This is a genomic window from Kribbella steppae (assembly GCF_004342025.1).
In the GTDB taxonomy this organism is placed as follows: domain Bacteria; phylum Actinomycetota; class Actinomycetes; order Propionibacteriales; family Kribbellaceae; genus Kribbella; species Kribbella steppae.
The window spans coordinates 374,640-386,478 of record NZ_SLWN01000003.1; the positions used below are offsets into that span (position 1 = coordinate 374,640).

The 11,839-nt window shown below is 68.9% G+C and carries 8 protein-coding genes; 6 read left to right on the top strand and 2 right to left on the bottom strand.

Translation table 11 applies throughout. The features are described from left to right. Positions 1-174 precede the first annotated feature (174 nt). The 6 genes from mobF to EV652_RS10485 all read left to right on the top strand — a co-directional run bounded on the left by mobF (position 175) and on the right by EV652_RS10485 (position 9,073). The gene (gene mobF, locus EV652_RS10460) at positions 175-4,788 is read left to right on the top strand and encodes a MobF family relaxase (RefSeq protein ID WP_132208835.1); all 4,614 of its coding nucleotides are present in this window, start codon (positions 175-177) and stop codon (positions 4,786-4,788) included. Between the two features lie 304 nt (positions 4,789-5,092). Then, positions 5,093-5,392 (top strand): hypothetical protein, encoded by a 300-nt coding sequence (locus tag EV652_RS10465; protein ID WP_132208836.1) that lies wholly within the window; start codon positions 5,093-5,095, stop codon positions 5,390-5,392. Positions 5,393-5,478: 86 nt separating this feature from the next. Then, positions 5,479-7,029, top strand: coding sequence for a DNA cytosine methyltransferase (locus EV652_RS10470; RefSeq protein ID WP_132208837.1), 1,551 nt, complete (start codon positions 5,479-5,481; stop codon positions 7,027-7,029). 99 nt (positions 7,030-7,128) lie between these two features. Beyond that, entirely contained in the window at positions 7,129-7,956 is an 828-nt protein-coding gene (locus tag EV652_RS10475) for a hypothetical protein (RefSeq protein ID WP_132208838.1), read from the top strand. Beyond that, positions 7,953-8,153, top strand: a complete 201-nt coding sequence (locus EV652_RS10480; protein WP_132208839.1) for a hypothetical protein — start codon at positions 7,953-7,955, stop codon at positions 8,151-8,153. The genes EV652_RS10475 and EV652_RS10480 overlap by 4 nt, the downstream gene beginning before the upstream one ends. Then, complete coding sequence (locus tag EV652_RS10485; protein WP_132208840.1) at positions 8,150-9,073, top strand: bifunctional DNA primase/polymerase; 924 nt, start codon at positions 8,150-8,152, stop codon at positions 9,071-9,073. The genes EV652_RS10480 and EV652_RS10485 overlap by 4 nt, the downstream gene beginning before the upstream one ends. An 84-nt stretch (positions 9,074-9,157) precedes the next feature. Here EV652_RS10485 and EV652_RS10490 read toward each other — a convergent pair whose 3' ends face one another. Then, positions 9,158-9,565, bottom strand: coding sequence for a hypothetical protein (locus tag EV652_RS10490; protein ID WP_132208841.1), 408 nt, complete (start codon positions 9,563-9,565; stop codon positions 9,158-9,160). A gap of 420 nt (positions 9,566-9,985) precedes the next feature. Continuing rightward, the gene (locus tag EV652_RS10495; RefSeq protein WP_158441139.1) at positions 9,986-10,753 is read right to left on the bottom strand and encodes a DUF4145 domain-containing protein; all 768 of its coding nucleotides are present in this window, start codon (positions 10,751-10,753) and stop codon (positions 9,986-9,988) included. Between the last annotated feature and the right edge of the window lie 1,086 nt (positions 10,754-11,839).

Genomic DNA, 11,839 nt, shown 5'->3' on the forward strand with positions numbered 1-11,839 from the left:
TCTGACGATTCAGCAGCAGCCAGCAGGCAGCAGCAGGACCAAAGAACTCAGATCACACCTATGCATCACGATCGAACGGGGCTGCCGGCCCCCCAATTACCTGCCGGTAACGAATGGCGGCGGGAACGCCGATTCGCCGACGGCTGCCGTGGCCTACCGGCCGGGTGATTGCTGATGCTGAGCATCTCCAGCGGGCACAACGCCGGTTACCTGACCGGCGCGGTCGCGGCGGGCCGGGAGAACTACTACACCGGCGCCGTCGCGGCCGGCGAGCCGCCGGGCCGCTGGTCGGGCCGGGGCGCCGAGGCGCTCGGGCTGTCCGGCGAGGTGGAGACGCAGGACATGACCGCGCTGTACGAGCGGTTCATCGACCCGCGCGACGAGAGCTTCCGTGACCCGGCGAAGTGGGACGAGGCCGAGACCCTCGGCCATGCAGGCCGCGCGTACAGAACCGAGGAGGAGATCTACGCAGCCGCGCTGGCCAAGGAGCCCGGTGCGGACGCGGAGCGGCGCGCCGCACTGCGCACCGAAGCGGGCAAGAAGGTGCGCCGCAACGTCGCGTTTCACGATGCGACGTTCTCGGTGCAGAAGTCGGTGACGGTGATGCACACCGCGTTCGAGGCCCAGGAGGTGCAGGCGCTTGATGCGGTGCGGGCCGCGCGCGGTGCACTGGCCGAAGCGGAGCGCACCGGTGATGCCGATGCGGTGCACCGCTACGCCCAAGCGGTGCATCGCGCGCAGACCGAGGCAGCCTCGTGGGGCCAGTACCGCCGAGCGGTCGAAGACGCGATCTGGGCCGGGAACCAGGCCGCGCTGAGCTACCTGTCCGACAATGCCGGTTACACCCGTGTCGGCCACCACGGCGGCGCGGCCGGCCGGTGGGCCGACGCCCACGACTGGACGATCGCGTCGTTCTTTCAGCACGACTCGCGCGACCACGACCCGCAGCTGCACATTCATAACGCGATCTTGAACCGCGTCCAAGGCGCTGACGGTGAGTGGCGGACCATCGACGGTGAGGCGCTGCACCGCTACAAGCCCGCCGCCGGCGCGGTCGGTGAGCGGGTGATGGAACACCACCTGGCCCAGTCGCTCGGTGTCCGGTTCACGATGCGCCCGGACGGTAGGGCTCGCGAGGTCGTCGGCATCGACCAGGCTGTGATAGATCTGTTCAGCTCTCGTCGCAAGGCGATCACGAGGAAGACCGCCCGACTCGTCGGTGAGTTCGAGTCGAAGTTCGGTCGGCAGCCGAACAACCTGGAGCTGGACCGGCTCCAGCGCACCGCGACCTTCGCGACCCGGAAGGCGAAGTCGCACGACGGCGAGACCGTCGCCGAGCGGCTCGAACGCTGGGACGCCCAACTGCGTGCCGAGGTCCGTGGGGGACTCGGCAAGGTCGCGCAGACCGTCCTCGCCTCCACCGGGCGAACCCGGCCGTCGGAGACATTCAACGAACGCAAGGTGCTCGAGACGGCGCTGGCCGAGGTCCAGACGAAGCAGGCCGAGTGGGAGGCCGCCGACTTGACCCGTGAGATCAGCAACGCTCTGCCCGACGATCTGGGCGACCGATCACCGGAGCAGATCGTGCAGCTACTCGACCTGCTCACCGACCAGGGTCTGCGGCAGGCGGTCCCGCTTGCGGCACAGCGTCCCGGCGAGGCGACGCTGCCGGCGGAGCTGTGTCTGGTCGACGGAACATCGGCTTACCAGGCGCCGGGCGGCACCCGCTACGCGACGCCGGACCATCTTGGCGCCGAGCGGCAGTTGGCACGCGCCGGATACGCCCGCGGCGCTGCACTGATGCAGCCGCACGACGCGTTGGCGTTCTGCAAGGAGCTGGACGCGGCCGGGTTCACGCTCGGCGCGGACCAGGAGGCTGCCGTGCGCGGCATCCTCTCGTCCGGCGCGAGCGTCGAGGCGCTGATCGGCCCGGCCGGCACCGGCAAGTCCCGGGTGGTCGGTGCCCTGGCGAAGGCGTGGGAGAACCCCGACCTGTGGGGCGGTGCTCGCCACCGGATGGTCGGGCTGGCCGCGTCCCAGGTCGCGACCGAGGTACTGGCCGGCGACGGAGTGACCGCCCGGAACATCACCCGCTGGCTGATGACCCAGCAGCACATCGCCGAAGGGTCCGCGACCCGCGACGAGCTCGCGTGGCAGCTCCGCGCAGGGGACCTGGTTGTGGTGGACGAGTCCGCGATGGCCAGTACCAGCGACCTGGCCGCGATCCATACGCTGTGCGAGGACGCGGGTGCCAAGTTGCTGCTGGTCGGCGACCACCGCCAGCTCGCCGCCGTCGGCGCAGCCGGTGGCATGGAACTGGTGGCCTCCGGTGCGCTGACCCACGAGCTGACCGAGACCCGCCGTTTTCAGCAGGCGTGGGAGGGTCCGGCGTCGCTGCGGCTCCGCGCCGGCGACCAGTCGGTGCTGGCCGACTATCACAAGCAGGGCCGACTCCTCGACGGCGGAACGGTCGAGCGGGCCGAACGAGTCGCGGTCGATGCGTGGCTGTCGGACCACCTGACCGGGCGGCATTCGCTGCTCATCGCGGCCACTAACGAGCAGGCCGCCAGGATGTCGGCGCAGGTCCGCGCGAAGCTGGTCGAGTATCGCCTCGTCGATGACGAGCGTTGTGTGCCGCTCGGCCTGCAAGGCACCATCGCCGGCGAGGGCGACATTGTTCAGGCGCGGCAGAACGGCTGGCAGCTGGCCGGTCACCGGGGGAACCAGCAGGTCCCGATCAACCGGCAGCAGTACCGCGTCCTTGCCGTGCTGTCCGATGGCGGGCTGCGAGTCACGCCCCACACGGGCGCTGACATGCACGCCACGTCCGAGGCCGACATGATCACGTTGCCTCCGTCGTACGTCGCCGAGCACCTGACGCTGGGCTACGCGGCCACGGTGCACTCCTCTCAAGGTCTGACCGTGGACACCACTCACGCGGTCACCACGCAGAACACATCCCTGTATGCGCTGTACGTGGCGATGAGCCGCGGGCGGGTCGCCAACACCGCCCATGTGGTGACGCAATCCATCGCGCCGGTCGCCGAGACCGGCGAGGTGAAGGCCGCGGCGAAGCGGTCCCCGCGCGCCGTACTCGGCGCCGCGTTCGACCTCGACAAGCCGCAGCTCTCAGCGTTGCAGACCCAAGCCGACGCCGCCGCCGAAGCCGGACGGCTCCGGACGCCGGCCGAACTGCTCGCCGACGGGATCGCGGTCGCGACCGCCGGGCGCACTCAGCGGTGGCTGGACGAACTCACCGAGCAAGGCCGCCTGTCGGAGCAGCAGCGCACCAACCTCGCCGCCGAGGACGGCGCCGGGACACTCGCCACGCTGCTCCGACAAGTCGAGCTGGCCGGGCACGACCCGCGCCAGGTACTCGCCGACGCGATCGGGAAGCGGTCGCTGCACGACGCCCGGCGCCTGTCCTATGTGATCCACGACCGGATCACCAAGACCGTCCGGCTCGACCCGGCCGGTGCCGGCTACACCGACCGGCTACCCAGCCTGGACGACCCAGCCTGGTCGGGCTACCTCGGCAAGCTCGCCGCCGAGGCCGACGCCCGCGCCACCGCGCTCGGCGAGCAGCTCGCCGACGAGCCGACTCCATGGGTCATCGAGGCCCTCGGCGAGCCACCCGCCGCCGGGCAGCCTCGCGACACGTGGATCGCGCTGGCCGCCACTGTGGCAGCACACCGCGACCTGGCCGGCTTCGACGCCGACGACACCGCGATCGGCCGTGCGCCGAAGCCAGGCCAACCGGAGCTGTATGCGTCGTGGCGTGCCGCCTGGAACGCACTCGGACGCCCCGACATTGACCGAGCCGAAGCCGAAATGTCCAACGGGCAGCTGCGAGTCCGAGTCCGCGCCTACGACCGCGAACAGGCCTGGGCACCACCCGCAGTGGCGGAGGAGCTATCCGGAACCCGGCAGCACGCCGAGGACCAGCGCCGCACCGCCACCCTGCGAACCGCAGAAGCCGACGCCACCGACGACACCGAAGCCGCCGCCCGGCTGAGAGAGGAAGCCGAGCAGGCCAAGGCCCTCGCCGTGGCCCTCGACGCTAGGGCCGCCGAGCTGGAAATCGCAGACCAGGCGCGCGCGGAGTGGTACGCCCACACCGCCGGCACCCGCGACGCCGCCAACCGGGCCGCGACCGAACTCGCCACGCGCGGTGTCGACAACACCGACGAAGGCCCGACGGCTGACGAGTGGCTCGCCGCCCACGACGCAGCGACCCGCCGCGACGACCAGCACCGCGACATCACCGACGAGCACGACCTGACCGACGCCGTGCACCAGCGCGACACCGACACCGCGCAGGCCCTGGCAGCCGAAGAGTCCGTGAACCACAAGCAGGTCCACGAGCAACCCGCCAGCCACAGCGCGAACGAGGACGACACCTCCACGGCGATCCAGGCGCCGGAAGTCGTTGCCGACCACACCCCCGCCGCCGAACACAAGGCAGCAGACTCGACTACAGCGGCCAGCTCGGACCAAGTGGAAGCCCAGGCCCCCAGCGATATCCGGCAGGCCACCGCCGCCGAGGAACGCATTCTCGAGTCCGACACCGTCCGCGTCCCGGCAGCCGACGAGACCGCCGAGGCGGTCCGCCGTGCCCAGCGGGCGCTGATCGAGATTCAGCAGCGCCGCGCCGCCGAAGAGCGGCACGCGGCAGACGAAGCCGAACGCGACGACGAGCTGACCAGACAAGCCACAGCGGACCGCGAGCGTGACCTTGAAGCGGCCCGCACCACCGATACCGGCGGCGCACTGACCAACGAGGACTAGCAACACCGCAGTACCGGTGTCTCCCCGCCGCGATGGCGGGGAGACACCCCGACCTTCGGCCGGGCGAAATCCCTTCCCTGGTTGACGTTGGTGGGCTGGTGCCAGACCGCCCCCTCCAAAGTCAAGGGGTTCTCACCTGGAGGACGGCGGCGCTCGCAAGCTCGCTTATTTCCTTGTCCACCAGCTGACAACCCCTTGACTTCGGAGCCTCTAGCGGCCCGGCAGACGGCAGTAGCCGGCAGGCCCCAAGAACGGGCTGCCGTCACACAAAGCCCACCAGCGGCCAAGCAAGGGAGAACCACCAATGACCCCCACCAGCAAGAACCAGAACCAGGCCTCATCCTCAGACTGCGTTGTCGCCCCGCCGATCGAAGGGGAGTTCATCCTCCAACTCGACCCATCGGCGAAGCGCGATGGCCTGGGCAACGTGAAGTTCCGCCTCTACTGGTTCGACCCGTGCACCCCCGCCGAGGGCGGACCGATCGACCACACCCGGGGTCAGGTCTACAACGCGGACCCCGATGACACGATCCGCCGCCTCTACACCGACGGCGCCCGCTCCATCCAGGTGATCCACGCCAACCCGACCTGGCTGGCCAGGTAACCACCCGACTCGGGGAGGGCCGTGGTGAAGGACCACGCACCCACGGCGCCTCCCCGCTCCAACCTGTGAAGGGAAGTGACCCATCAATGACGCTCACCGTGACAGACCTGTTCTGCGGGGCCGGGGGGTCGAGTACCGGCGCGGTGCAGGTGCCCGGCGTGACGGTCCGGCTGGCCGCGAACCATTGGCGACTCGCCGTCGACACACACAACACCAACCACCCGACGACCGATCACGACTGTGCCGACCTGTCCCAGGTGGAGCCGCGCCGCTACCCGCGCACCGATCTCTTGTGGATATCGCCGGAGTGCACGAACCACTCCCAGGCCAAGGGCCGCAAGCGCAACGTGGACGCCACCCCGGACCTGTTCGGGGACACGCTGCCGGACGAGGCGGCCGAGCGGTCGCGGGCGACGATGTGGGACGTGGTCCGGTTCGCCGAGCACCACCCCTATTCCGCCATTGTGGTCGAGAACGTCGTGGACGCCGCGAAGTGGGTGCTGTGGCCATCGTGGCGGGCCGCGATCGAGGCACTGGGTTACTGCACCCACGTCGTCTACCTGAACTCGATGCACGCCCAGGCCGGCGGACTCCCAGCACCGCAGTCGCGGGATCGGCTGTACGTGGTGGCTCACCTGCGCTCGACGCGCTGCCCGGACCTGGACCGGTGGACCCGGCCGATGGCCTGGTGCCCGGGGTGCGGCGAGCTGGTGCGGGCGATGCAGGGATGGAAGAAGGCCGACAAGGTGTGGGGCCGGTACCGCGCCCAGTATGTGTGGCGCTGCCCGCGCGTGGCGTGCCGGAACACGGTGCTCGAGCCGGGCTGGCTGCCTGCCGCCGCCGCGATCGACTGGACGCTGGCGGGGGAGCGGATCGGGGACCGGGCCAAGCCGCTGGCCGACAAGACGATGCAGCGCATCGCCGCCGGACTCGCCCGGTACGCCAGGCCGGAACTGCTGATCCCGGTCGAGGGCCGCGATGGGAAGACCGCCGCTCCGTTGTCGGAGGCGCTGCGGACCATGACGACCCGCAACGAGACCGGGTTGCTGGTCCCGGCGGGCGGCACCTGGAACGAGGCAGCTACGCCGCTTGACGAGGTGATGCGGACCCGGACGACGCGGGAGTCCGAGGCGCTGGTGGTGCCACTGCGGAACAACAACACCACCAAGCGAGTGGGGGACCCGTTCGACACGTTCGCTGCCGCAGGCAACCACCACGGGCTGCTGATGCCGTACTACGGCAACGCGACCAGCCGCGCCACGAGTGAGCCGCACGGCACGTTCACCACCCGCGACCGGTACGCGCTGATCATGCGCAACAACGGCTCCCGCTCCGACGGATCCGAGATGTGCACCCCGGCGACCGAGCCGCTACGGACCCTGACCACGACTGGGCACCAGTCGCTGCTGGAGTCGCAGACACCGACGGTCGAGGACTGCCTGTTCCGGATGCTGGAACCGCACGAGATCGCGGCCGGAATGGCGTTCACCGACGGCTACGTGGTGCTGGGCAACAAGCGCGAGAAGGTCCGCCAGCTCGGCAACGCCGTCACCCCACCGGCCGCCCGCGACCTGATCGCCGCAGTCGCCGAATCCCTCGGCCACGACATGACCGACCTCAGCGACGCCACCAGCTAGAGCCACCGTCCCGCAGCCACACGACAGCCAGGAGGGGGCAGGGGACCAGCAAGCGCAGTAGGGCCCCCTGCCCCTCTCAACTTCAGAAGGAGAATCACCGTGGACACAACCGACCACACCACCGGGCCGGCGCCTGACGACTTCACCACCGCCGTCGCCGCACTCACCAACGCCGTACAGTCCGCCAACCAGGGCAAAGGGTCCGACGGTGCGGAGATCGTCGCGCATGTCCTGGCCACCGTCGTCGCCAACCTCGGATCGACCGCGGCACTCACCGCCGCGCGCCCGGGATCGTGGGAGGCCGACCTGGTCGACCGACTCGTGCGCAGCACCGTCGGCTGGGACGACGACTACCTGATGGCCTACCGCACCGCTCCCATCGAAGTCGTGGTCAACCCTGACGAGGAATTCGCGGACCTCGGAGTGGAAGCCATGTACCAGGCGAGCCTCGAGCACATCGGCGACACCGTCACCGGCGGCCGGTGGACCGGGCCGGCACCGGCCATCGACCTGTCCGAGGACGAGGCCGAGCAGATCGAGGCAGCCGACGAGCTCATCGAAGCCCTCCGGGGGCGCGACACCACTGACTACGAGGAACGGTTCACCGCCGCCGTGCAAGCCGAACTGGAGCGGCTGCGCGCCAGCGACCCCGACAGGTTTCCCGACCGGATCAGCGTCACCGTCCGGTTCGTCGGCTTCGGAACCGATGAGTCCGAGCTGACCGACTCGTGGACCCCCGGCCTGGCAGGCCAGCTCTACCAGCACGCCCGCGAAACGACACCGCTGCCAGGCGCCGACGCCGCACCTGACTGGACCAGCGGCAAAACGCCCGGCGACGCGCTGCTGGCAGCCGGCCACTGGCCCCACCTACGCATCCACGAACTCGCCCACTACGGCACACCGCAGCCGAAGGACACCCACGCATGACCATCAAAGCCCGGCTGTCCGGAGAGCCCGACGACATCGCCCACCTGGTCGCGCACCTGCGGGGGAGGTTCGAGGTCGCCGGTGGGGACCGCGCCTACCCCAACCGCGGATCGTTCGGCGTCCGCGTCTACCTCGAAGTCCGCACCCACCGCCCCGACACCGCCGAAGAGGAGACAGCCAAGGAGATCGACCGATGAACAAGGCCACACGGCGGACTAGGACCGGCAAGGTGCACGCCACGCCCGCGCAACTGGCCCGCGCGGCGCACTGGCACGCCGACCGCGGGATGGCCGTGTTCCCTGTCGTCCCGGGCACCAAGTACCCGGCGGTGAAAGCCGACTGGGAACGCGAAGCCACCACCAGCCACGCCCGGATCGCGAAGACCTGGCGTCACGTCCCCTACAACATCGGAATCGCTACAGGGCCGTCCGGACTGCTGGTCGTGGACCTCGATACCCCGAAGAGACCCGCCGATCTGCCGCCCGAACCCTGGTATGGCCAGGGCGCCACCTGCGGCGCGGACGTGCTCGACCAGCTCGCCGCCGACGCAGCCAGTCCACTGCCGCGCACGCACACGGTCGCCACGCCGAGTGGGGGACGACACCTGTACTTTCGGCTGGCACCAGGGCTCGAGCTCGGCAACACCGCAGGCCGACTCGGCTGGAAGATCGACACCCGCGGCCACGGTGGCTACGTCCTCGGCGCCGGATCCACCATCGACGGCCGCTACTACCGCCTGCTCACCGCCACCGCAGCACAGCACCTGCCGGACTGGATCACCGCACGCCTCACCCAGACCCCCGAACCGACCGAAACCCCCATGCCCACCAGGGATCTGCGCGACGCCAGCGCCTACGCGATGGCTGCGCTCACCGGCGAACTGGACAAACTCATGGCGGCGACCGAGGGATGCCGAAACGACACGCTCAACGCAGCAGCCTTCGCACTCGGCCAACTCGTCGGCGCCAGCCACCTCGACCACGGCGCAGTCCACGACGAACTCGTTTCGGCAGCCGGGCGCATCGGCCTGTCCCGGAGCGAAGCCGAACGCACCATCGCCTCCGGCATGGCCGCCGGGGCGCTCCAACCCCGACGACCTCGCTCGCAGCGAACCTGACCACCGGGCAACAACATTGCCTCTGCGAGCCATACCGCGGGCTCGCAGAGGCAATGTTCGCCTGCGGGGTCAGCTCGCGTGTGCCTAATCCACCTCGATCGGCGGCCGACCCGAGCGACGCCAAGCCCACTCAAGCGTCGCCATGACACCTTCGACGTACCCGGGCCGAGCAGGCCACCCCTTGATCAGCCGCACCTCAGCCGCCAGAGTCTCCGCTGCGATCAGTTCCTCGTGCGCCAGCTGCTGAGTTCTCGAAATGGGCGCGTGCGCCAACTGACGGACCGGCCCGCCGGGATAGTCGAACACGGTGGTCGAGCACGCAAGCCAACGGCAAGTCACCTGCACACCAGTCAGGTACCAATCAACATGGCCGGCAGCCCCCAGCTCGTCAGCCCGACGCTCAGCAGCGACCCAGACCCGAGCAAAGTCCACGAGCGGCACGCGCAGGTTCCCCCGCGGCACCCGCTCGATATCGCGCGCCATCAGCTCCATACCACAAGACGATCCCACGGCGTTCCGACAGTTTGCAGACGTCACTCGGGACCGTGGGCGCCCCGCCACTGTGGCTGATGCCGTCATCGGGAACGCCCGTCGGGTACTTCTCATGAGTTCTCAGTCTGGCCATTTTCGAGTGGCTGTGAGAAGACGAGCTCCGGGCGCCACGCCGACCTCGCCCGTTCGGAGTCGCGGCCCGCAAACGCCTCCAGCAGCGGTACCCCGTATCCGAAATCCGCCGCGACGCGATCGGCGTGCTCATCGGCCAGGAGGGCACACCACGACACCACGATCGGGCGCGGGCCATGGCGATAGCATTCACCGACCGCCGACACAAACACCTGGCCGGTGTCGGTGCGGCCCCGCCCGGCCTCCGTTGTTCGTTCGTCCTCTCATGTGCTTGCCGGCTGAGAACGGCTAGCCCTGCTTCCTTGGCAGTCTCTTCGCTCTGTTGATGGCCCTGATCTTCTTCTGGAGCTCAGCGTCCTTCCTGTCATAGAGGGCCTTCAGTGCCATCTCTAGGATCTCGGCGCCTTCCATGACTTGAGAGGCCGTCAAACCTTCGGTATGGCTTCCGTCGTTACCGATCCACTTGACCGCCTCAAGCATCTTCGCGACGTCGTGGTGCGACTGTTCCAATAGCCCGAGGCGCTCACCGGTTGATAGGCGCCTTCGCTTCTTCTTCCGTGTCATGGTGTTCTGGCGAACTTTCTTGGCGGTCAATAGCTCTTCGACGGCGTACCGCAAGCGATTCGCCGCGGAGCCCGGACTTGCCCAGAGGACGCTCGATGCGCTCTCGATGCCTTGCCGCACCGTCGCTGGTGTCGCCGGCGGTGTCTCAAGAAGACGTAGTGGCGGGTTCGCGTACCGAACTCTGTAGTTCTCCACGAAAGACCCAAGTTCGGGGTTGCCGCTCTCATTGACGATCAGCTGCCAATCCCCCGCCACGGAGACGATCTGTCCACAGCTGCTGTTGTCGCACAGCAACTGGCCATGAAAAGTCCCTGTGAGCTCTTCCGGCCGCCCACCCCTTTGGCGCTTTGCTTCCAGCCTCGCGGAACGGACGTCGCAAGCAGGGACGAGCGTGCCAGGGGCGAGCGTTCCGTCGCCGCAGCTCGGACAAGCTACTCGGGGCCAGTCGGGTTGTTCGATCCAGCCGTCGAGTTTGCTCAGATGCTTCGCCATCGCCTGACAATACGTCAGTCGAGCCATCGTCCGCCGAGCAAAGGAAGGGGGGTCCGGACCGGGTCTGAAACGAAGTTAGTGAGGTTCACGGCCGGGAGCAGTGAGGATGCCTAGCTCAGGAACATGTCATCCGAGCAGGGCGAATGCAGCGATGAGCCGCCGATCGATCCCTTGCTATCACGGATGGTGTCCGACCCGAGGATCTCCGTCGCCCAGGCCGCCCAGATCCTCGGCAAGACCCAAGACCACGTGTACCGGTCGTCAGGCTCGGACGGCTGCGCAGGCGAGGTGAGCCCAACAAGTTCCGCGGTTGGTGCCATCCGACGTGCTTCAGTGCCGCTGACCGCGGCACCCGATGACGGATGCCGCGCACTTGCTCGGAGGCACAGCGAACGATGTCCGCCGACAGATCACCGACGGCAAGCTGACCCTGGAGCCGGCCTCGCAACGCCTGGTTATGAGGCTGACGACGTTCGAATACTGTCCCGCGCGCGGACCCGACTAGCCGGCCAAGCCACAGCCCAGCGGCCAGAGGGACACGTCAATACGCTGACCGCGCCGCAGATTCTTGGCCTCAGCGTCTCCCGAATCCGCCAGCTCGCGTCCTCCGAGCAACTGCCTGCCATCCGGCAGCAGGGCCGCTAGCGCCAGGACTGGCCTCCTGCGGAGGAGGACGGCCGCCGCTCGGCTGAGGCCGGGAGCGGAACCAGCTCGACAACCTTGTCCGGTCCGACCGTGACCGCCCGGCGCGTGGTGTCGAAGTAGCCCTCGATGTTCCCGCTGAGGTTTGCGTTGAACCGGGTAGATCCTGTGCTGGATTTCTCCTGGCAATGCGCCTGGGTGTCCGACGGTGGGGTGCTCACGCCTTGGGGGCAGCGGTGCTCGGAGGACCAGGACGACGACTACGAGGGCATGATCCCGGCCGTGACGGTGATCGGGATGGGGATGACCGGGTCGAGGAGGACGGCGCGGCCTGGCTCGCCGACCAGATCGCCGCCAACTCCCAACTCCTGACGGCCAGCACCGCGGGCTGCTGTCGTGTTGTCACACGCCTGAGCGGGACCATTACGGCGATCCGGGGCCTGA

Excerpts from the sequence above, each read along its gene's own strand:
- mobF (WP_132208835.1), top strand. The coding sequence starts at position 175 with ATGCTGAGCATCTCCAGCGGGCACAACGCCGGTTACCTGACCGGCGCG.
- EV652_RS10465 (WP_132208836.1), top strand. The coding sequence starts at position 5,093 with ATGACCCCCACCAGCAAGAACCAGAACCAGGCCTCATCCTCAGACTGC.
- EV652_RS10470 (WP_132208837.1), top strand. The coding sequence starts at position 5,479 with ATGACGCTCACCGTGACAGACCTGTTCTGCGGGGCCGGGGGGTCGAGT.
- EV652_RS10480 (WP_132208839.1), top strand. The coding sequence starts at position 7,953 with ATGACCATCAAAGCCCGGCTGTCCGGAGAGCCCGACGACATCGCCCAC.
- EV652_RS10485 (WP_132208840.1), top strand. The coding sequence starts at position 8,150 with ATGAACAAGGCCACACGGCGGACTAGGACCGGCAAGGTGCACGCCACG.
- EV652_RS10490 (WP_132208841.1), bottom strand. The coding sequence starts at position 9,565 with ATGGAGCTGATGGCGCGCGATATCGAGCGGGTGCCGCGGGGGAACCTG.
- EV652_RS10495 (WP_158441139.1), bottom strand. The coding sequence starts at position 10,753 with ATGGCGAAGCATCTGAGCAAACTCGACGGCTGGATCGAACAACCCGAC.